The organism is Paenibacillus sp. LHD-117 (assembly GCF_030929555.1).
Taxonomy (GTDB): domain Bacteria; phylum Bacillota; class Bacilli; order Paenibacillales; family Paenibacillaceae; genus Pristimantibacillus.
In genome coordinates, this window is record NZ_JAVFVT010000019.1 from 47,740 (window position 1) to 69,941 (window position 22,202).

Sequence of the window (22,202 nt, forward strand, 5' to 3'; positions counted from 1 at the left end):
TTCTCGACAACCCAACTATATCACGGGTTCTTTGGGATCCGGGATAGAGAGCGTTCCTGAGTCAGGGTAGAACATTTATCGCTAAAAAAAAGTTCACGCCCGGCTTCGCATCTATGTTCACTTTACATCGCGCTAATGGGGGCGGGAAAAAGAAAAATAGGGTGACATCTTTAAAATTTTTCCCTATTTCAGGAAAAACACAAAAAAATGTCTACCCTATTCGCTAAAATGGTGGCGAGAACTACGCAGTTGCTAGATCCGGCGTACTCTGGCAAGCAATGTGTACGAAATTTCGTACTCGTTTGCTGACTTGCTCCGTCTGACACGTCATTGTGTACGAAATTTCGTACTCATTCGCTGACTTGCTCCATCTGACACGCCGATGTGTACGAAATTTCGTATTCGTTCGCTGACTATGTCCGTTTGACACGTCATTGTATTCGAAATTTCGTACCCATCAGCCAACCTGGCCCCTCTGACGCACCATTGTGTACGAAATTCCATGCTCATCCGCTGACTTGCTTCATCTGACACGCCGATGTGTACGAAATTTCGTATTCGTTCGCTCCCGTCGGTAGCGGACTACCCCTGCCCCTTCCCACGCTGGTTCTCCGGTAGCTGCCGGTATTCGCTCGGCAATACGCCGGCATGCTCCCGGAACAGCCGGCTGAAATATTTTTCGTCGTTGTAGCCGATCTGCTCCGCCACCCATCCAATCGTCTTGGTCGTGCTGCGCAAATAGTCCTTCGCCCGCTCCATCCGGATATCCCGCACATAGTCGGTATACGTCTTGCCCACATATTGCTTGAAGCATTGGCTGAAATAGCTGCCGCTCATATTGACCATCTGCGCGATCTCCGAAGAGGGGATCGACTCGCTAATGTTCTGCTGGGCGAGGCTCATCGCTTTCACGATGCTGTTCTGTATCTCCTGCGAGAACAAAGGTTTCGTACCGGCGCGCCGGATACGGTCGCGCACCCCTTCCAGCCATTCCGCGAAGCGATACCAGCCCGGGAAGAAGTCTTCGATCGTAATCGGCTCCTCCAATAACGCGTGATACAGCCTATTCCATTCGTCGGTTAACGAGTAGAAGATTCGGATGAGCCGGACCGGCGGCATCCGGAGTTCCTTCAGCCGGGCTAGCTGCTCCCCGAAAGCGGCATCCTCGGAGATCCAGTCGGCCGCCGACCATTCTTCCTTAAGCTGCTCGATCGGAGCGGCGCTTCCCGACTTGTCCCGGGCCATATAGGCCGCGGCTTCCACTTGCGTATAAGCAACGTCTGGCTGATATTCGTAAAATAAATCTTTTTTGCCGTACGCCCGAATAAGCTGCATCACAGACTTGCGGTCCATGCCGCCCAGTCCGGTGAACCTCACGCCGGCCACGTTCGGCGTCGGAAGGACGCGGGACGGCTCCGCCGAATACCAAATGCCGGGCTCCGCTTCTTCCGCATGCTCCGGGATCGCCCAGTCTTGCTGCGATTCCTCGGGATTCGGGTTTAGCGAATAATAAACATACAGTTCTCCTCCGCCCAAAGCGCCTGCTTCTTGGTGTTCGGCGCCCCCTCTTGCGACGTCCTTCCGTTCCATCAGCTTGACGACTCGGCCCAGCACCTCTTCGAATTGCTCTTGCTCCAGTTGGATCTTCGCGATGTAGTCGATCGCCCCGAGCCTCAGTGCTTCTTGCACGTATTCGAAATCCTGATGCAGGGACAACACGACGATCTGCACGAGCGGATATTTCTCCCGAACGATTCTCATGAGCTCGATTCCGGACATGACCGGCATGGACAAATCCGTCATCAAGAGGTCGATCGGGTTCGACTCCATGAACTTCAGAGCATTCTCCCCGTTATTGGCTTCGCCTACGATCTCCATGCCGAAGGCTTGCCACGGCATCGATGAAGCCAATCCTTTGCGCACGAGCTTGTCATCGTCTACGATTAATACGCGAATCATGGTTGCTCTCCTCCGGTTGCTGGCATTAATGGCGTTGCGGAAGCGATGGCCGAAGCATGTACGGGAGCGGTAGCGGGCAACCGCAAGGTAACGACCGTTCCTTTGCCAAGCTCGCTGCGGATGTGCAGCCTTGCTTCTTCGCCGTAATTGGCCCGCAAAATCCGCTTCACGTATTTCATGCCGATTCCCATCCCGATCTTATGGCTGTCTTCCGTATCCTCGTCCATAAGTTGGTCGATCATCTCCCGGCTCATCCCCGCTCCGTTATCTTGAATCGTAATTTGCAGACCTTCCTCCTGAAGCGCTACGCCGACATAAATATAACCGTCGTCACTTACGCCGTGATAAAGCGCGTTCTCCACCATCGGCTGAAGAAGGAAGCGCGGGCTGGACAGTCCGAGGCTTTTCTCGTCCACGTCAATGTCCACGTCGAATTGGAAATCGTACCGAATTTGCTGCAATTGAAGATATTCCTTAAGCGCCTCGATTTCATCCCCGATCGTAGAAGTCTCGCCCATCTTGCCAAGATTATAAAACAGCAGCTTGTTCAAGCTGAGTACGAGCTTGTCGATCTCCTTCTGCCCGTTCATGAGCGCCAGCCAGTGCACCGTATCGAGCGTGTTCATCAGGAAGTGGGGATTGATCTGGTACAGCAGCTTCTCCACCTCGAGATCGGCTCTTCGTTTCTCTTTCTGCTCGATCTCGTCGTAAAGCGCCCAGATTTTCCGTTTCATGCTGCGGGTCTGGTAGAGCAAATAATCGAACTCGGGGATATGCGTCAGCTCTTCGCGTTCCCTCTTGTCCGAATGGATCAGCGACTTGATCTCCTTGTGGAACTTATCCAGCGGACGGTACACCATCTTCCAGAGCAGCCAGGCGACGAATACGGCAAGGATCAGGAAAAGAAGGAAGATGCCCGATATTTGGATCAGCCAGCGGTTGCGCTCCTGATTGATTTCATTCTCCGGAATGACGGACACGAGGCTCCAGCCTTGATTGCTCGTTTCCTTGTTCCAGAAGTAGCCCCCCGCATTGCCGGATTGCGTTGCAGGATCCGGATTCGGGAACATGCCCTGCTCCGCAAAGGCAGCAGGCACCTCGCTGAACGCGATGCGTCCCGCATTTTCGAGCAGCAGCAGCCTTCTCGAGCTTTCCTTCCGGTTCTGCGGGGCGAACAACGTCTTGAGCGCGTTGCGGCCGGATTCGATGTACAAGTACAGGTTCTGGTCCGGCAAGTTGACCTTGCGCATGATGCTGAACACGTACTGATTGATGGATCCGTTGTAACTGAGATGCGGTCCGTAGTAGGAGATCTCCGGATATTCCGCCATCAGCGGCAATTTCTCCGGATTGAAGTCCCCGCGGATGCGGAAGTTCTCGAATTCATAGAGCCTCTCTTCCGGATCGTAATACATAAGCAGTCCGATATTCGGATTGGAGAACGTAATATTGTTCAGCTCGTTGCGAATTTCGTTGTTCAAGCGAAGCCTCTCGTAAGGCTCCTCTTCCAACTCGAGCTGCTCGATCAGCCGATTGGTGCCGCCGCCGTAAGCGAGCTGCTGCGACACGTGGCTCAGGTTGTTCAGCGTATTCTCGAGCGTCATCAGGTCCTGCTTGAGGTTGCTCTGAAGAGCGCCTTCGACCTTATTGCCGATAATGGAATCGATTGTATAGAAGGAGATCAAGCCGAGGCATACGAAAGGCGCCAAACAGCTGATCAAAAAGATGAAGATGATCCTGTTTTTGAAGGTAACGTTGTGCAATCGTTTGGTAGGCATATGCGCGATGGTTCAACCCTTTCCTGGTCGTCTCATGCAGGTTGCTTGCGGTCGCGGGATAAACTCCGCCCATTCTATCATAACGCGAAAGGACGCGCCCCGCGTACGACGATTTGTTCGGATTAGGTGGATAGATTTTTGGACCGCGCGATATGCGACGGTTTGGTCGCGGCTTGGACTGTGCTGCTCGGTGCGGCACGAAAAAAAAGCGGGAGACTCTCTTCCATCCGCCAAAGCCCATAGGCTTTGGCGGCGGCAAGATTAGTCTCCCGCTATGTTGTCTGTTGGAAGGCGGTTACGCCCAGGTCGGCTGCACCTTCAGCACGACTTCCTTCTCCCGCTTGTAGGCTACGACAGGCTCGCTTACGGCCGCAACCGCGGCAACCTTGCCGGTTACGGCATGCGGCTGCGCTTGAATCGCGCCTACCGGTTCGGAATCCGCGGCGACGCGGCGAATATCCGCCCCAAGGGAAGCCAGCTTGCCCGTAATGTCGATATACCCGCGGTCCACGTGGTGCAAGCCCGTCACTTCCGTCTCGCCGTCGGCGCGAAGCGCCGCGCAGATAAGCGCCGCTCCCGCGCGCAGATCCGTCGCGGTCACCTTCGCTCCCGAGAGAGGAACGCCGCCGGTAACGATCGCCGAACGGCCGTCGACCTTAATGCTTGCGTTCATCTTCTGGAATTCCTCGACATGCATGAAGCGGTTCTCGAACACCGTCTCCGTCACGACGCTGGTCCCTTCGGAAACGAGCAGCAGCGCCATCATCTGGGACTGCATATCCGTCGGGAAGCCCGGATGCGGAAGCGTTTTGACGTCGACGCCTCTAAGCACCTTGGAAGCCCTCACGCGAATGCCGTTATCGCTTTCCGTAATCTCCACGCCCATCTCTTGGAGCTTCGAGATGACCGGCGTCAAATGGTCCGCGATCGCGCCTTCGACGAAGACGTCGCCGCCCGTAATGGCGGACGCGATCATGTACGTGCCCGCTTCGACGCGGTCAGGGATGACGTTATGTTTCGCGCCCGTCATCCGGTCCACGCCTTCGATGCGAATCATGCCGGTACCCGCGCCGCGCACCTTGCCGCCCATGGCGTTAATATAATTAGCGAGGTCCACGATTTCCGGTTCCTTCGCCGCATTTTCGATCGTAGTCGTTCCGCTAGCCAGCGCGGCGGCCATCATAATATTCTCGGTTGCGCCTACGCTTGCAACATCCAAATAAATCTTGGCGCCCTTCAAGCGATCCTTCACGCTCGCTTCGATAAACCCTTGGCCGAGCGTAATCTCGGCGCCCATCGCCTCGAAGCCCTTCAGATGCTGGTCGATCGGACGGGTTCCAATCGCGCATCCGCCCGGCAGCGAGATCCGGACTTTTCCGATGCGGGCGAGCAGCGGGCCCATGACCAGGAAGGAAGCGCGCATTTTGCGGATCAGCTCGTAAGGAGCTTCGTAAGAATGAATAATCGGTGCGGATATCCGCATTGTCTCGTTGTTGTAAGTAAGCTGAGCGCCTAACGAAGCAAGAACGCTCTGAATCGTCATAACGTCGTCGAGGAGGGGCACGTCACAGATGACGCTGTCTCCTTCCGTCGCTAATAATGAGGCAGCAAGAATGGGGAGCACTGCATTTTTGGCGCCGCTGACGCGGACCGTACCCGATAAGCGCTGGCCTCCGCGGACGATAATTTTGGTCATCTTGTGTCCCTCCGCGAATTGCAATTTCTGAATCGTAAAATGTACTTTTTCTGTCCTTATTTGACAGACTTCGAGCAATCACTAAACTTCATCTTAACATCCGTCCGCAATAATCGACAAGGGTAAATTTATTTCCAACTTCTTCTGAGAATTCCCATTTACCCGCAATTCTGCCGTGTCGGAGCCTATTCCTCCCGACCATTAAAATTGCTTCATAAAATTGTTATCGACAACTGCGTTCAAGTTATGAAGTTATGTATTACCCATTGTTGACATGTTTCGCGCATGTTATTCGACAAAACTGCGCAGCATCACGCTGTAGCCCCAATATTGCAAAATGAAACCAGCAAACAAATGTCCGATGGCGACGGCGAGCAGCACTTGCAGCATTCGAGCCTTCGGACGGCGGGGGAATTGGAAAAACGTCTCCCACTTCACTTCCTGCAGCAGCATCCAAGCGAAAAAGATGCTAAGCAGCTCCACTACGATCGAGAACAGTCCTTCCACGCCAGTTATGTTCCACATCCCTGATAGATCCGACAAACGTCTCACTCCATCCTTTATCCGCTTCTGCTCTCGCGTTTGCCGGGCAAACGCGCTCATGTCCAAGGTGAACCGGCTGTCGCCGTCTCTTGGCGGCGTGGCGAGGTTCATTCCGAAGGCCGCGTCATAGCTTTGCTCACGGAGGCATGCCGTCATGCCTCCGCATAACGTACGTTACGCATATCGATACAGCAGCGTTGCAAACGAAGCGCGGCTCGCCGTCTGATTCGGTTTGAACACGTTCGGCTCTACGCCGCTAAGCTTGCCGTCCTGCTTCATGGCGCTTAGCATCGGGGCATACCACTCGTACGGCGATACATCGTCGAATGGCCGGGTCGATGTCATCCGCGTCTTCATGCCCTCCGCGTAGCCGATCATGACCGCCATCTCCGCTCTTGTAATCAGATCGTCGGGCTTGAACGTCCCGTCCGGGTACCCCTTGACCCAGCCTTTGGCAACCGCCTTGGCAATCGATTCGCCCGCCCAATGCGAGCCGACATCCTTAAACGTCTTCGAGCCCGGAGACGCCACGACCGGCTTGTAAGCCTTGACGATCATTGTAACGGCTTCCGCGCGCGTGATGGACCGGTCAGGCTCGAACCGATATTGGCCCACGCCGTTCACGATACCCCTGCCCGTCAGACTGACGATGGCATCCTTCGCCCAGTGATTCGCGATATCGCGGAATCCGGCGACAAGCTCATCCGCCATTAGTTTTACACGGTAATAGCTGTTTTGAAACATATGGTTGGCCGAAATTTTCACGTAATAGACACCCGGCACAAGCACCTGGTCCTTCGTCTGCAGCTTGCCGAGCGCGCCAGACTGGCCCGATCCTGCCAGCTTCATTCGTTTGTCGTAATACTCGAGCTTCAGCGTAACGCCCTGAGGAACGCCACTGACCGACAGCCCCGCCATGCTTTCTTTCGTCAGGCGGAATTGGAACCAATCCGTATCCGTCGCCTTGTCGATCACCCCTACATATTCGGTCCCCGCCTTCATAAGCAGCGCTTCGTACGATTTGTCGTTCGGTTCGTTCGGATCAGAGAGTGCCGGCTGGAAGTCCAGCTTCAGCGTAAACGTTCCGGCAACGGGACTCGCGTCCAGAGCGATCGCGTTATGAACACGAATATAATATTTGCCCGGGGAGACGGATATGACTGGCGTTTCTTCGTAAGCGCCTTCTCCGTGATCATCATAGATGACAAGCGATTGTCCCTCCCGCTGCACCGAGATGCTCGGATCGATCCGGACCGTATTCGTGCTCATGGACAGCTTCAGCTGCCCGCTCTGCTTAAACTCCGCGACGAACCAATCCCGGTCGGCTGGCTTATGGAACGTACCGGTTAGAGACTGCGAACGCGGCTCAAGCGGATAGGCATCGGCAAGCCGGTCATTCGGCTCGTACAGGTCTTCGCCGATGGTGAAGGAGGACGTCAGCGTATAGCTCAGCGCCTGGCTCTGGGACGGATTGCTGAACTGTACCTTGATCCGGCCTCGGCCTTTGTTCGCGGCGAATTCGATCGCCTTGCTGGATAGCTTCGTATCTTCCTCGCGCACCAGCTTGCCGCCTTCGTAGTAGCCGATCCTAACGGTAGGCGTCGGACTGCCGGCCTGGACCTTCCCCTCATACTGGAGAGTCAGCTTCCCGTCGTAGGGCATGTCGACCGTATACCAGTCCTCGTCCTTCGACGACGTTAGCTCGGCGCCCAGCATGGCGCCGACCGGCAGCGGTCCGGCCGTACCGCTCGTATTGTTCGGCTCAAAATCATCCTTGGAAAGCGTCGCGAGCACCGCCCGGTCGACTTGCAGCAAGCCGTAACCGGACGCCGAATCGAAGCCGGCCAGTCCCATGTCCTTCGCCGTCTGACGGAGCAGCGCCCTCACCTCGTACGGCTTGAAGGACGGGTTGCGCGCAAGCACGAGCGCCGCGGCGGCAGCCGCCTGCGGGGCCGCCATCGACGTTCCCTCTTCCTTCTTGTACCCGCCGCCGACGGCGGTCGTGTATACATGCCAAGGCGCCATAATATCCAGCTCCGGGCCTGGGTTGGAGCGCGCATCGGCGGTTCGGTCCGCTCGCGCTCCGCCGACGGCGAGGACCGTCGGATAAGCGGCAGGATATTTCACGGCGGCCTTATTGCCTAATGCCACGCCGTCGTTGCCCGCGGCCGCGACCAGGAGCACGCCCTGCTTCTCGGCGTATGATACGATGTCCTGCATATACGGCGATTGGCGGTGCAGCCCGACGGACAACACGACGATCTTCGCCCCGTTCTTCACGGCGTATTGGATCGCTTCTCCGAGATCCTCCTCCGTGCCGTCGCCCCATTCGTCGAGCGCCTTGATCGGCATCAGCTTGGCATCCCATAACACGCCGACTACGCCGATGCCGTTATTGCCAGATGCCGCCAGCACGCCGGCTACGCTCGTGCCATGCCCGTTATCGTCTTCCGGCGGCTTGCCGCGCTGGACGAGATTGACGCCCGGCACAAGATTATCCTTGAGATCGGGGTGGTCGAGATCGACGCCGGTATCGACCAGCGCGATCGTAAGCCCGGTCTGGCCGCGAACCGTCTTCCAAGCCTCGGCCGCTCCGATCAGGCTAAGATGCTGCTGCTTCGACAGCTCCGGATCGTTCGCCTTTGTCGCTTGCGGCTTCGCCGCCAGATTTTTATCCGGCGTTGCGGACGGCTCCGGTGAGCCGGCCGGCGCCGCTGACGCAGCCGTCTGCTTCTGCTGCTGCGATTGAGATTCTGTTTGGCCGCTCTTAGGCGGAACGGCCGATTGCTTGGCACCTTCGCCCGCACCGGCATCAGCAGCTTCGGACGGGACTGCCTTGCTCGATTGCGATTCGGGAGACCTGCCGCCAGCAATCGCATCCGCAGCAGAACTGGCGGATTCTCGGGACGGCTGAGCGATCGCCGCCTCATCCTTCGCGTTCGCGGACGCGCGCCCTTGCTGGGCCTGGGCCGCTTGTTCATCCGCCGCGTCGGAGAGGACGTGCACCCCGTTGTTCGGGTGCACGTAAGCCACGCCCGGCTCGCCGCGCAGACGGCGCAGCCAAGCCTCCACGTCCTCGCCCGCATCCGCGGCGGGACGCACCACTACAACCGCCGCATCGGGCTGGCGGCGGAGCACCTCTGTCCCGCGCAGCTCATGCGCCTGCGCGGGATCGGTCCAGCGGAGCAGCCAGCTATGCGGCTGCTCCTCCAGATTGGCGCCTGCCGCATGCGCGGCGGCAGGCGCGGCGCTGCCGGGAGCGAGCGCCAAGGCGGGGACTGGGCCGATACCGGCCAGTCCTCCGAGCGCGACGCTCCCGAGCAGCAGCACGAGCAGCCCGCGGCGCAAGCAGCCTCGCGCTTCTAGGGCAAGACGGCTAGCGCCTCCCCGAGGGGCGAGGCGCTCGCGGCGCGGCTGCGCCTTCGATGGCGATTCTTTATGTATCAACCTATTGCTTAATGGATTCATGGTATTCTGCCTTTTTGCGTATTTCAATAGTAGTTGTTCAAAAAGCCCGCTTTTGATCACTTTTTAAACACGTATCGATACTAGTTCGACCCTTGAACACGCAACCCCTTCTTTTGATGGCGCAAGAAAAAGGAAACAGCCGAATGAATACTCCCGCCACTTACCGATACATTCGTATCGACTGAAGTGGGGGTTTCTGATGTACATCCCTTATTTCAGGATACTTAACACCAGTGGAGTTGACACGTTGATGGTCTTTTTGCCATCCAACCCCTCTATCCCATTCGTTCCTTGGGGGGATACGTTTGGGAATACTTTTCGCATAATGTTGGCTGCGCCGTTCACATCGGCATGAATCAAGCCCTTTGCGCTCTTATACAGCCCGCGATATATTCGCCTGCCAGAGAAGAGATGCATGCTTTGTTCACCAAGCCGCGAAAACGACCGTAAATCTACTAATGGGTCATGATCCAGGAAGCTGGCTTTCGAGGTGTATGCTTCTTCCGTCAGAATAACCGTTATGCCATGCTCTGCCGCTTTGTATTGGATCATCTTGATCAGCATCCGATGAGGGATATGACAGAAGGACTGATTGTTTCGCCGCCCGATCGAAGCCTCTTGCTTCCAGCCGTCGTTATGCCCGATGACGATCGTGCCGATCTGCTCTTCCACAGCCAGATTCACAATCTGAAAGCTTACCTTGTGGAACAGGTCTTTGATCCTGCGGTGTCGCTTCAGATGCATCCGTTCTAACCGTCTCGATGTGTGCGTTCCTTCGCCAGGCGCTTTGCCCATGCGTAGAAGGCTCGTGTAATAGGCCTTCATCTTGTTGTAGTACTGATTGATCGACTTGACAATCCCGCCCTTCACCACGACCGGTTTCGAACCGGTGGTAGTGACGATGGTTGCAAGATTGTTGACGCCAAGATCAATTGCCATTAGTAAATCAGAATGAATTACGGCCATTACGTTTTCTTGCGTAGCTTCCTTCATTGCTTTCTGATTTACAAAAACCAGTTCGACTACATAGCGGCCATAGCTTGGGACTACTCGCACCTGCATCAATCTGCCATCCGTATGGCCTAACTTGCCAATGTTAAGCTGCAGCTTGGTCTTGGGGAATTTGAGATACTTCCGATCTTTGATCACGCAATCCTGATTCGAGAAGACTACTTCCTTCACCCTGTTTCGGGCATATCCCGGTATATGGGGCTGTCCATTATACTTCTCAGGATGATTGCGGTGGTCCTTGATGCTGGCGAAGAAGGCGTTCCAGTTTTGAAACACAACTTTCATGATTCCTTGACTGCTTTGCGCGGGAAGCGCCCGATAGTCGGTTTGTTCCATCACTCTGAATAAAGCGTCCAGGAAGTTATATTGAATAAAAGGAGTTTCCTGGGTCGGAAGCTTGAATGGGCGAGAACGATTCATTTCGTTTCGTCGCTCGTTCATGGCGTCAATAGTTGAGTTAAGCGTGTCTATAACTTGCTGCTGCAACGGCTGCAGCGGTTCATTCCGCCCAAAAGCTGTAAACACTTGACGAATATAAAAGTTCGTCGTGTTGTAGAGATTCTTGGCATCCTGACAAGCCTGGTCCAAGTAAGCAAACAATCGATGACCGGGTTTAATCCAAATTTGATAGGTTCGATAATCTTTCTTCGCTTCAGGCAAGATCTCACCTCCCCTCCATAAATAATGCGAATATATGTTCTGTTTCAATTATATCGCATATGTTGTTGGGGAAGAAGAACATTTTGAGAGAAGACTCAGGAAGACGCCGATTCACCTCGCCACTTGCAGAAGTGGGAGTCCTCTCGGCGAAATTGATAGACCTATGCTAACTGCGTACCTTGCCATGTTTTCGGGAACGAATGGGCAGGACTGTTCCTTGAGACGGCGATCGGACCGTAGTTTGTTTGCGTAAAGCGGGCAAGCGTTTTTGACATCAATTAATGAACAAGCGATTCATCGGTAGATGCATGAATGGTTTCTTGACGATAGTTTGGTTCTATTTTTTTCTTCGGACATATTCTTCCTTGCGACATCCTATGGGAAGGAGCACCAACTTCTCCCCCTCCTTTATACCTTCGTATCCCGTCTCGAGTTTCGGTCCGTCGCCGAGATATTTTTTTCCAATGACATCCACATGACCAGCAACTCGCTTGACCAAGTCAGGCGCTAGGAAAGCAAAAAACCGCCCCCGCCCGAGCCGTTACCCCCCCGATAACGGTCCTAGCAGCAGAGGCGGTATGATCAAGCTTCATAAATAGTATCAGCGTGGTAACCTCAAGCGCTAGTCCTCGGCGCGGCGGCCAGCCTCTTTCCCGCAGCCCTATCCGCCGCAGCCGCGTCTCACCGCATCAAATCCCCCTGGAAGGAGAACACAGAATCGATAAAATCGACGAGCAATCCCGGGAACACGCCGAGCAGAATCGTACCCGCGGCGCACAGCCAGATGACCAGACCGATCGGCAGCGGAACCCGCACGGCGTCTTCGCTGCCGCTTCGCATGAACATTTGACGAATGAGCCCGAAGTAGAAATAGTACGAGATGACGCTGCTCAGCACCATCACCGCCACGATCCAATACGCTTTGGCATTGGCGGCGCCCAGCAAGATGAACAGCTTGCCGAAGAAGCCCGCCGAGATCGGCAGCCCCGCCAGCGACAGCAGGAAAATGACCATCGCCGCGGCCGTCCACGGCGCCCGGTGATACATGCCCGCGAAACCCTTCAGCTCGTCATGACCGGCGGAGCGGCCCACGACCGTCAGCACCGCGAAAGCGCCGATCGTCATCAGCAAGTATGCCGCGAGATAGAACAGCAGCTCCGTCGCGTTGTTGCTGTGCACCGCCGTAATCGAAAGCCCGATCGGCACGAGCAGATAACCCGCGTTCGCCACGCCGGACAAGGCGAGCAATCGCTTCGCGTTTTTTTGCCGAAGGGCGGCGAATACGCCGACGAGCATGGCGATTGCCGCGACGAGCAGAATGGCGAAGAAAAAATCGTCGCCCTGCCCCGCTCCTCCGGCATCCTTCGCGCCGAACAGCCCCGTCGAATAAACGATGCGCATGACGACGGCGAGCGCAGCCCCCTTGGATACGACCGCGAGGAACGCCGCCACCGGCGTCGGCGCGCCTTGGTAGACGTCGAGCGACCAGGCGTGGAACGGCGCGGCCGCGATTTTGACCCCGAAGCCCGCCAGCATCATGCCGAAGCCGACATAGACGAATGCCTCGTAGTTCTCCACGGCCCCAGGGAGCGCCTCTCCGATGGCATTCAGCTGCACCGATCCCGTTACCCCGTACAGATAGGACATGCCGAACAAAATGAAGACCGACGATATGCCTCCGGTCACCACGTACTTGAACGCCGCCTCCGCGGATAAGTCCGATTTGCGCCGCATGGCTACCAGGATGTAGCTCGTAATGCTGAGCAGCTCCAGCCCGATATACAGCGTCACGAGATTGCCGGAGGAGGCCATCGCCATCGCGCCGATCGCGGCGGGAAGCAGCAAGTAGAAATATTCGCCTTTGTCCGTAATGGCGTCGTCGCGCGACGTCGATCCTAACCCGAGCAGCACGACGAAAGATGTGCCGAGGAGGAAGAGCAACTTCAGCAGACTCCCAAAATCGTCGATCCGGTAGCTGTCGCCGAGCAGCGAGATGATCGCGGCATCCCCTTCTCCGGCGTTCATATCGATCATCCGAAGCGCGACGAGCAGTGCCGCTCCCAGAAGGCTCGCTAATGTCAGTCCGCCGATCCAGCCCCGACTCACTCCGCGCGGGAGAAAGAGGTCGAGCACGATCAACGCGATGAAACAAAGGCCAAGCAGCAGCTCGGGAGACATGATCAGCACATCCGGCCATGTCAGCGGCACAAACTCCGTATTGTCCGGCATTGCTTACCCCCCTGACCTTGTCGCGAATAATTGATCCATGAAGCCGCCGACGCTGAATTGCACCGTATCCGTCAGGACGGACGGGTAACAGCCGAGCAGCACGATAAAAGCAAGCAGCACGATCATGGGCAGCGCCTCGATAAAACGGGCATCCTTCAAGGCGACATGCTCCTCGCGCCGTTCTCCGAACGTAATGCCGAGCACGCTTCGAAGCACGTACACCGCCGTCAAAATAATGCCCACCACCGCCGCGGCCGTCAGCCACCGCATCGTCTCGAACAACCCGAGCAGCGACAGGAATTCGCCGACGAAGCCGGACAAGCCCGGCAAACCAAGCGAAGCGAGCCCTGCCGTCAGCAGCATCCCGCTCATGAACGGCATAGAGCGCGCTAGCCCTCCCAGCGCAGGAATTTCGGTCGTACCAGTCCGTTCATATAGGCTGCCGACGATGAGGAAGAGCAGCGCCGAGACGAAGCCGTGAGAGACGAGTTGGAAGACCGCGCCTTGCAAACCGATCTCGTTAAATGCGGCCAAGCCGAGCAGCACGATGCCCATATGGCTGATCGAGGAGTAGGCGAGTACAAGCTTGAACTCGGTCTGACGGAAGGCAAGTACAGCCCCATACAGCAAATTGACGAGGCCAAGCGTCGCGAGAACGACCGCCCACTCGCGAGCCTGCTCCGGGAAAAGCAGCAAGCCGAAGCGCAGCAGACCATATGCCCCCATCTTCAGCAGGATGCCCGAGTGAATCATGACGACGGCGGGAGAGGCTTCCGTATGGACTTTCAGCATCCAAGTATGGAACGGGAACACCGGCAGCTTGATCCCGAATCCGATCAGCAGCAGCACGAAGATCGTCCAAGCCATGGCGCCGCTCATCTCGAACGGATTGAGACCGCCCGTGGCGGCTGCGGTCAGATTCACCCATGCGTTCGGATCGGCCAGATTTCTGGCGATGTCCATATAACTTCCGCTGTAGATCATTTGCGCACCGCCGGTCGTCTCCTCGATCCGGAACCCTGCCGTATTCACGAGCAGCACGAAGGCGATCAGCATAAGCGCGGATCCGATTCCGTTGTAGAGGAGGAACTGGTTGGCCGTTCGCTCGCGGTTGTAATACCCCCATATCCCGATCAGGAAATACATGGCCACCAAAGTCACTTCGAAGAATATAAAAAATAAGAACACGTCGCGTGCCATAAACACACCGAGCATACCGAATTCGAGCAGCAGGAACCATGCGTAGAACGCCTTGCGCCGTTTCTTCACGTGAATAGCCGCGAGCGCTGCCATTGCCGTCACGATCGTCGTGAGGAGCAGCAGCGGCAAGGATAATCCGTCAAGGCCAAGTGAATAGTTAAAGGAGAAAACGATATCCGTATCCGGCCGCAAGTCGTGGTTGACCGGCACTTCCAGCCATGCCGCGTCTTCGCTGTAGACCTCGCCGCCTTGATGATTGTCGTAATCGGCATAAATCCATAAGGACAAGACCAGCGGGATCAGCGTAGCCGCGACCGCGGCAGCCGTAATCCAGCGATGCCGCCCCTTGGGAAGCAGCAGAAGAACGGCCAGCCCGAGCACGGGCGCTAACAAAATGATCGACAACACTGGAATGTCGGCCAGCATGCTCATGATAGAAGCCTCCTTCCGATGATGGCGACCGCCAGCACGATGATGCCGATCACGGCGGCGAGGCTGTACGTTTGGATCTGCCCGTTCTGCAAGCGGAGCGCCGTCTTGCCAGAGTAGCTCGCGACCGAGCCGGCAAACTTGACCAGCCCCCCGATCACGTACTTGTCGAATGCTCCTAGCGCCGTTCCAAGCGCGCGGAGCCCCCGGACGAACACCAGCTCATAGGCCTCGTCGATGTAATACTTCCGCTCAAGCAGGCGAACGAGCCATGGCGCAGATTCTTTGACGGCGGCCGGGCGGAGACGTCCAGAACCGTAGAACAGCCAGCCGAGATAAACACCGGCCGCCCCTGCGAGGATCGACAGCGTAATCGCTACCACGTTTCCGTGTGCGCCTGCTTCCTCGCCCGACAGCCAGCCGCCGAGCCAGCCGTTCCATGGCGTCTCGACGAATCCCGCAACGATCGCCGCGACCGCTAGCACGACGAGCGGCACGGTCATCGTAACCGGCGATTCCTTTGCCTTCGCGACGCCCAAGCTTTCCGCTCCTGTTCCTCTCTTGCCCAGGAAGACGAGCGCGAACACCCGCGTCATGTAGAAGGCCGTGCAAAGCGCTGCCGCAAGCCCGACCGCGAACAGGAACGGGTTCTGCTCAAGCGCGACCGCTAGAATCACATCCTTCGACCAGAAGCCCGCCAGCGGCGGGATGCTTGAGAGCGCCAGCGCGCCGATCGCAAAGGTTAGGGCCGTCACGCGCATGCGCGGATAAAGTCCGCCCATTTCCTTGATGTTCTGCGTATGAACGGCATGAATGACGCTCCCCGCTGCGAGGAAGAGGAGCGCCTTGAAGAACGCGTGGGTGAACAGATGGAATATGCCGCCAGTCCAAGAACCTAGCCCGATCGCCATCATCATATAACCGAGCTGGCTAATCGTCGAATAGGCAAGCACGCGCTTCAAATCGTTCTGCGCCATCGCGATCGTCGCGGCGAAGAGCGCCGTGAATCCGCCCACGTATGCGACGACGTCGCCGGCAAAGGCGGATGCCTCCAGAATCGGGAAGGTTCGCGCCAGCAAGTATACGCCGGCAGCGACCATCGTAGCCGCATGGATCAAGGCGCTGATCGGGGTTGGCCCTTCCATCGCGTCCGGCAGCCAGACATGCAGCGGGAATTGGCCCGACTTGCCGACGGCGCCGAGGAAGATCAGCAGCGCGATAACCGTCGTAATGCCCGTCGCGATGGAGCCGCCTTGGCCTTCGAAGACACTTTCGATCATCGTGAAGCCCAGGGCATGCTCCGGCATGTACCAAAATAAAAGGAAAATGCCGATCAGCAGCCCCGCATCGCCGATTCTCGTCACGATGAATGCCTTCTTGGCGGCGGCCTTCGCGGCAGGTTTCGTATACCAGAAGCCGACCAGTAGGAAGGAGCAGACGCCGACAAGCTCCCAGAAGACGTACAAGGACAGCATATTGTCCGACAGCACCAGTCCCAGCATCGAGAACGTGAATAACGCAACGTAACCGTAGAAAACGGTAATACGTTCGTCCTTTTTCATGTATCCGGCCGAGTAGACGTTGACGAGCAATCCGACGAAGGTGACGACGATCAGCATGAGCGCCGTCAGATTCGTGACTTCGAAGCCAAGCTCGAACGTATATCCCCCGATGCTGATCCAGTCGAAGCTATAATCGTAGTCGACCGCATTCGGTCCGATCCGCTCGAGCAGCACCAGCACCGATAGGACGAATGAAACCAGGGCGGCCAAAGATCCGATCAGCACGCCCGCCTTGCGGAAATTCCGCCCCAGCGCCGTCAGCGCCAGGAACGCGGCGAGCGGGATGAGCGGAATGACCCAAGCTGCTTTCGTATAGAAGTCCATTCCCGCTTCACCTCCTCATGGCATTCATTTGTTCGACGTCCACGGAGCCCCGGGCCCGGAACAGCGCGATCAGCACCGCTACGGCAACGGCAGCCTCCGCCGCGGCAACGGTAATCGTAAAGACCGAGAAGATTTGGCCCGTCAATGACGGGACGACCCCGTATTTGGAGAAGGCGATCAAGTTCAAATTGACCGCGTTCAGCATAAGCTCCAGCGAGAGGAGCACGATAATCGCGTTGCGCTTGGCAAGTGCGCCGTACAAGCCGATGCAGAACAGAATCGCGGCCAGCGTCAGATAAGAAGGTAACATCTTAATTAATCCGCCTCCTTCTTCGCCAAGGAGATCGCGCCGATGAACGCCACTGTGAGCAGGACGGACAGCAGCTCGAACGGCACGATATAGCCGGTATAGAGCAGCTCGCCAATCGCCATCGTATTGTCCGTCCCAGCCTCAAGCACCCCCGCAGCTCCCGCTTCCGGAATTTCCGTCGTGCGAATCGCGTAGAACAGCAGGCCGAACAGACTAAGCGCCCCCGCGGCGGCTAGCGTCTCGCGAAGCGTGCCGACCGTTTCTTTCTGCGCGTCGTGCTTGGTCATCATAATGCCGAAGATCATCAGGATCGACACCGCGCCCGCATAGATGAGCACTTGGACGAACGCTGCGAATTCCGCGTCCAGCAGCACGTATATGCCGGCGAGGCCGAGGAATACCGCCGCCATGGATACGACCATGTGAACGACCTTCTCCAAGCTGATCATAAGGACGGCGCCGGCAATCATGACGGCGGCGAAAATGAAGAACGCTACGAATGCTCCCGTAACCTCCACGTTAAACAATTATTTGGCGCCTCCTTTGGCCGGTGCCCCGATGTTGTTGTTATCCTTGCGCACGAGCGTATTATTGTCGGTCAGCCACTCCGCATCCTTATACAATTCGTCCCGGCTGTAGGTCGCGAGCTCGAAGTGGTTCGTCATGACGATCGCTTCCGTCGGGCATACCTCCGTGCACAGATCGCACAGGATGCAAATTTCGAAATTGATATCGAACGTGTCGATGACCTTGCCCCGCTTCTCGGGATCCGGATTCGGCTTGCCCGTCAGCGTGATGCAGTCGGTCGGGCAAATTCTTGCGCATTGGTTGCAGACGATGCACAGGTCGGGAATAAAATGCTGGATGCCGCGGAAGCGGTCCGGCATATGAATCGGTTCATCGGGATAAGCGGTCGTCACCTTGGGCGCGGCCATCGACTTCAGCGTAACGCCGAGTCCTTGCAGCATTCCGTTCATCATGCGAATTCCTCCAATCCTTATTTGACGAACAGCTCCAGATATAAGGCCGTCAAAAACACATTCAGCAGCGCGACCGGCAGCAGCACCTTCCAACCGAGTCCCATCAGCTGGTCCACGCGGAGGCGCGGGAACGTAGCCCGGATCCAGAAAAACGAAAAGACGACGGCGACGAACTTCAGCAAGAACCAGACCAGTCCGGGCACGAAATCGAGGAATGGGGCGGGCGGATGCCAGCCTCCCAGGAACAGCACCGTCACGAGAGCGGCAATGGCGTAGACGTACACGTATTCCGCCAGCATAAAAAACGCGAACCGGAAGCCGCTGTACTCGACGTGATAACCGGCTACCAGCTCCGACTCCGCCTCCGGCAGGTCGAACGGCGTTCGGTTAAGCTCCGATACGGCCGCGATATAGAATACGGCGAAGCCGATGATCTGGGGCAGGAAGTTCCACTCCCAGAACCAGTCGCCTTGGGCGGCGACGATCGTCTTCAGGTTCAAGCTGCCGCTGAGCAGAATCACTCCGACGACCGAGATGACCAGCGGCACTTCGTAGCTGATCATCTGCGCCGCCGAACGCATGCCCCCAAGCAGCGCGTATTTGTTATTGGATGCCCACCCGCCGAGCACCATCCCCAGCGTAGTGATCCCGGAGAGCGCCACATAATAGAGAAGACCGACGTTGAGGTCGGCAAAATAAAGCTTTTCCGTATACGGAATGACCGCCAGCACGGCGAAGGCCGGCACGAACGCGAGCGCCGGCGCGAGAATGAACAGCAGCCGGTCCGCCTTGCGCGGTATCGTGTCTTCCTTGATGAGCAGCTTCAGGATATCCGCCACCGTCTGCAGCAAGCCGAGCGGCCCGACGCGGTTCGGACCGATCCGGAGCTGCATCCAGCCGATGACCTTCCGCTCGTAGTAGATGGCATACGTCACGAACCCCAGCACGATCAGCAGGAAGACGACTCCCCACACGAACAAAATAAGCGCGTTTCCCCAAGTCATCGTCTCGTTCAGCCATGCGCCCATCAGCAGTCCACCTCCCCGACCACGATATCGATGCCGCCCAGAATCGTAATCAGATTGGTCATCGACTCGCCGACGAGAAGCTTCGGCAGGATGCCGAGATTGACGAACGACGGCCGGCGGAATTTGAGCCGGTACGGCTCGGCCTTGCCTTTGGATACGATATGGCAGCCGATCTCGCCGCGCGGCGATTCGATTCTGGCGTAGGCTTCGCCCGCGGGGGGACGAATGGCGCGAGGCACTTTCCCCATCGTCTCGCCGTCCTTCGGAAACTGCGCGACCGCTTGCTTCAAAATGCGCAGGCTTTGGCGAATTTCCTCCAGCCGGATCCGGTAACGATCGTAACAATCGCCGTTCGTCCCGACGGGTACGTCGAATTCGAACCGGTCATATAGGCTGTACGGTTCATCCTTGCGCAGATCCCACTTCACGCCGGTGCAGCGCAGGTTCGCGCCGGACAAGCCGTAGTCGATCGCCGTCTCCGCGTCGTATCGTCCGACGCCCTTGATACGGGCGAGGAAAATTTCGTTGCCCGACACCAGCTTATCGTACTCCTCCAGCTTTTTCTCCATGTACGGGATGAATGCTTCGACTTTATCCATCCAGCCGGGCGGAGCATCCCACTTCACGCCGCCCACTCGCATGTAATTGTATGTAAGCCGCGCGCCGCACAGCTCGTTGAATAAATTAATGATCATTTCGCGATCCCGGAACGCGTACAGGAACGGGCTCATGGCCCCGATGTCAAGCAAGTACGTGCCCCACCAGACGAGATGGCTGGCCACCCGCTGCAGCTCCATAACGATCAGGCGCAGAAATTCGGCGCGAAGCGGCACTTCCAGCCCCATCATCTTCTCCACAGCGTGGACGATAACGTAGTTGTTCGTCATGGCCGAGACATAATCCATTCGGTCGGTATAAGGAATGATTTGCGTAAAATTCAAGTCTTCCGCCAGCTTCTCCGTTCCCCTGTGCAAATAACCCATGACCGGCGTAGCTTCCGTGATCACTTCTCCGTCGAGCTTCACCACGATTCTGAACACGCCGTGCGTGCTTGGATGCTGGGGTCCTACGTTTAGCAGCAATTCCTCAGTTCGAATCATCGACTGGCTACACCTCCGAATCGAGCGGTTCGTAGTCTTTGCGAAGCGGATGGCCGACCCAGTCGTCCGGCATCATGATCCGCCTCAGATCGGGATGGCCGGGGAAATCGACGCCCAGCAAGTCGTAAATCTCGCGTTCGTTCCAGTTCGCCGACTGCCACACCGGCGTCGCGGACGGAACGGAAGCGGCATCGCGCTCCGTCCTCACCTTCACGGCGACATCGCGTTTGCTGACTAGCGACAGCAGATGGTAGACCACCTCGAGATGGGTCTCGTAATCGACGCCGGTCACGTTGCGCAAATAATCGAACCGAAGCTCGCCGTGCTCCTTCAGCAGCCGCGCGGCCGACGGCCAATGCCCGCTCTTCAAGACGAGAGTCGGCATGTCGCCGTTCAGCTCGTTCAGATACGCTTCATCGATCGCGTCTTCCGCGACCTCGCCCCGCAAGAGTGCCTGCAGCAGCTCGAGCTCCGGCAGCCGGACGGATGGCGGCTTCGGCTCCTCGGGCGCCGCCCCTTCCGCGCCCTCAGCCTCAGCCTTGGCTTTGGCCGCGGCCCGCGCCGCCCGCGCTTCCGCAGCCGCCTTCAGCTTAGCCTCACGCTCCGGATCGGCGGCTGCTTCAGCCGGCGCGCTTCCGCCGGACTCCGCGGCCTCTGCCTCCGCCTTGGCTTTCGCCGCGGCCCTTGCGGCACGCGCCTCCGCGGCCGCCTTCAGCTTCGCTTCGCGCTCCGGATCGGCGGCCGGCTCGGGCGCGGCTTGCGGTACGCCCTCTTCCGCGGACACCGCCGCGGCAGGCTCGCCCTCAGGCTTCGCCTCTGCCTCAGCCGCGCCGCCCTGTTCAGCCTTCGCCTCGTCTCCGCCGGCAGACGCCAACTTCTCCTTCGCTTCCGCCGCCCCCGGCTCCTGCGGCTCCTTCTTCTGCTCGTCGCTCACCCTCCGTTCACCCGCTTCCCTGTCTTCCCTTCGTAGCGGATTTTCTCCTGCAGCTTGTTGATGCCGTAGATGAGCGCCGCCGGATTCGGCGGGCAGCCCGGTATGTAGACGTCGACGGGCACGATCTGGTCGACCCCCTTAATGACGGCGTATGACTTCACGTACGGCCCTCCCGCGGTCGCGCAGGAACCCATGGCGATGACCCACTTCGGCTCCGGCATCTGGTCGTACAGACGGCGCAGCAGCGGTCCCATCTTCTTCGTCACGGTACCCGAGACGATCATGACATCCGATTGTCTTGGCGACGTGCGGAACATGACGCCGAACCGGTCCAGGTCGTAGTGAGAAGCTCCCGTGCCCATCATCTCGATGGCGCAGCAGGCGAGTCCGAACGTAAGCGGCCACAGCGAGTTGCTGCGCGCCCATGCCTTAAGGCTCTCCAGCGTGCCCATGAATACGTTGCGTTCCAGCTCTTTGCGTTCTTCGAGCGTAATCGATTCCAGGTTCAATTCCATCTCAGCACCCTCTTCTTCCATGCGTATAGGAGTCCAATGAGCAGCATTCCCGCGAAAATGACCATTTCGACCAGAACAAAAAGGCCGAGCTTATTGTACGCAACGGCCCATGGATATAAGAAAACGGTTTCCACATCAAAAATAACAAACATAAGCGCAAACAAGTAATACCGGATATTGAATCTGACCTGACCTTCGCCTACGGGTTCGTTGCCGCTCTCGTACGTGCTGCTCTTCGGTTCCGTCGGCTTGTGAGGCCTGAGAAGCTTGCCCAGGGACAATGCGACGACCGGAAGCAGGATGCCCAGCACGAGAAAGATGGCGACGACAACGTAGTGGTTGACGTAATTTTCCACACGATCGCCTCCGTCATTGGATGGTATGGGATCTGTTCGAATTGCTAGGAAAGGTACGGTTCATTTTTCCTCACAATTATAACAAATGCTTCCACGACCGTCTATGACGGAGTTGGCCAT

General features: G+C 57.3%; 17 protein-coding genes. All 17 read right to left on the bottom strand.

Translation table 11 applies throughout. The annotated features are described in order from the left end of the window. Positions 1 to 582: 582 nt before the first annotated feature. The 17 genes from RB620_RS16065 to RB620_RS16145 all read right to left on the bottom strand — a co-directional run bounded on the left by RB620_RS16065 (position 583) and on the right by RB620_RS16145 (position 22,082). On the bottom strand, positions 583 to 1,959 hold the full coding sequence (locus tag RB620_RS16065; protein ID WP_308095953.1) for a response regulator: 1,377 nt from the start codon (positions 1,957 to 1,959) through the stop codon (positions 583 to 585). After that, positions 1,956 to 3,680, bottom strand: coding sequence for a sensor histidine kinase (locus RB620_RS16070; RefSeq protein WP_308095955.1), 1,725 nt, complete (start codon positions 3,678 to 3,680; stop codon positions 1,956 to 1,958). Before RB620_RS16070 ends, RB620_RS16065 begins: the two co-directional genes overlap by 4 nt. 352 nt (positions 3,681 to 4,032) lie before the next feature. After that, positions 4,033 to 5,433 (bottom strand): UDP-N-acetylglucosamine 1-carboxyvinyltransferase, encoded by a 1,401-nt coding sequence (gene murA, locus RB620_RS16075; protein ID WP_308095956.1) that lies wholly within the window; start codon positions 5,431 to 5,433, stop codon positions 4,033 to 4,035. Positions 5,434 to 5,721: 288 nt separating this feature from the next. Next, entirely contained in the window at positions 5,722 to 6,132 is a 411-nt protein-coding gene (locus RB620_RS16080; RefSeq protein ID WP_308095957.1) for a DUF1146 domain-containing protein, read from the bottom strand. A gap of 18 nt (positions 6,133 to 6,150) precedes the next feature. After that, positions 6,151 to 9,444, bottom strand: a complete 3,294-nt coding sequence (locus RB620_RS16085; protein ID WP_308095959.1) for a S8 family peptidase — start codon at positions 9,442 to 9,444, stop codon at positions 6,151 to 6,153. A gap of 210 nt (positions 9,445 to 9,654) precedes the next feature. Then, complete coding sequence (locus RB620_RS16090; RefSeq protein ID WP_374121416.1) at positions 9,655 to 11,118, bottom strand: RNA-guided endonuclease InsQ/TnpB family protein; 1,464 nt, start codon at positions 11,116 to 11,118, stop codon at positions 9,655 to 9,657. A gap of 678 nt (positions 11,119 to 11,796) precedes the next feature. Beyond that, entirely contained in the window at positions 11,797 to 13,344 is a 1,548-nt protein-coding gene (locus RB620_RS16095; RefSeq protein ID WP_308095962.1) for an NADH-quinone oxidoreductase subunit N, read from the bottom strand. 3 nt (positions 13,345 to 13,347) lie between these two features. Then, a complete protein-coding gene (locus RB620_RS16100; protein ID WP_308096064.1) occupies positions 13,348 to 14,970 on the bottom strand; it encodes a complex I subunit 4 family protein in 1,623 nt (540 codons plus the stop codon). A gap of 2 nt (positions 14,971 to 14,972) precedes the next feature. Then, a complete protein-coding gene (gene nuoL, locus RB620_RS16105; RefSeq protein WP_308095964.1) occupies positions 14,973 to 16,859 on the bottom strand; it encodes an NADH-quinone oxidoreductase subunit L in 1,887 nt (628 codons plus the stop codon). A 7-nt stretch (positions 16,860 to 16,866) separates the two neighbouring features. Further along, on the bottom strand, positions 16,867 to 17,169 hold the full coding sequence (nuoK, locus tag RB620_RS16110; RefSeq protein ID WP_308095966.1) for an NADH-quinone oxidoreductase subunit NuoK: 303 nt from the start codon (positions 17,167 to 17,169) through the stop codon (positions 16,867 to 16,869). Positions 17,170 to 17,174: 5 nt separating this feature from the next. Continuing rightward, positions 17,175 to 17,696, bottom strand: coding sequence for an NADH-quinone oxidoreductase subunit J (locus RB620_RS16115; protein ID WP_308095967.1), 522 nt, complete (start codon positions 17,694 to 17,696; stop codon positions 17,175 to 17,177). Further along, positions 17,697 to 18,146 carry an NADH-quinone oxidoreductase subunit NuoI gene (nuoI, locus tag RB620_RS16120; protein ID WP_308096066.1) on the bottom strand — a complete coding sequence of 150 codons (450 nt, stop codon included), beginning with the start codon at positions 18,144 to 18,146 and terminating at the stop codon, positions 17,697 to 17,699. Between the two features lie 20 nt (positions 18,147 to 18,166). Beyond that, on the bottom strand, positions 18,167 to 19,177 hold the full coding sequence (gene nuoH / locus RB620_RS16125) for an NADH-quinone oxidoreductase subunit NuoH (RefSeq protein ID WP_308095969.1): 1,011 nt from the start codon (positions 19,175 to 19,177) through the stop codon (positions 18,167 to 18,169). Beyond that, positions 19,177 to 20,277, bottom strand: a complete 1,101-nt coding sequence (locus RB620_RS16130) for an NADH-quinone oxidoreductase subunit D (protein ID WP_308095971.1) — start codon at positions 20,275 to 20,277, stop codon at positions 19,177 to 19,179. The genes nuoH and RB620_RS16130 overlap by 1 nt, the downstream gene beginning before the upstream one ends. A gap of 7 nt (positions 20,278 to 20,284) precedes the next feature. Further along, entirely contained in the window at positions 20,285 to 21,211 is a 927-nt protein-coding gene (locus tag RB620_RS16135; RefSeq protein WP_308095973.1) for an NADH-quinone oxidoreductase subunit C, read from the bottom strand. Next, entirely contained in the window at positions 21,208 to 21,726 is a 519-nt protein-coding gene (locus RB620_RS16140; RefSeq protein WP_308095974.1) for a NuoB/complex I 20 kDa subunit family protein, read from the bottom strand. The genes RB620_RS16135 and RB620_RS16140 overlap by 4 nt, the downstream gene beginning before the upstream one ends. Continuing rightward, positions 21,717 to 22,082, bottom strand: a complete 366-nt coding sequence (locus RB620_RS16145) for an NADH-quinone oxidoreductase subunit A (protein WP_308095975.1) — start codon at positions 22,080 to 22,082, stop codon at positions 21,717 to 21,719. The genes RB620_RS16140 and RB620_RS16145 overlap by 10 nt, the downstream gene beginning before the upstream one ends. Positions 22,083 to 22,202: the final 120 nt, after the last annotated feature.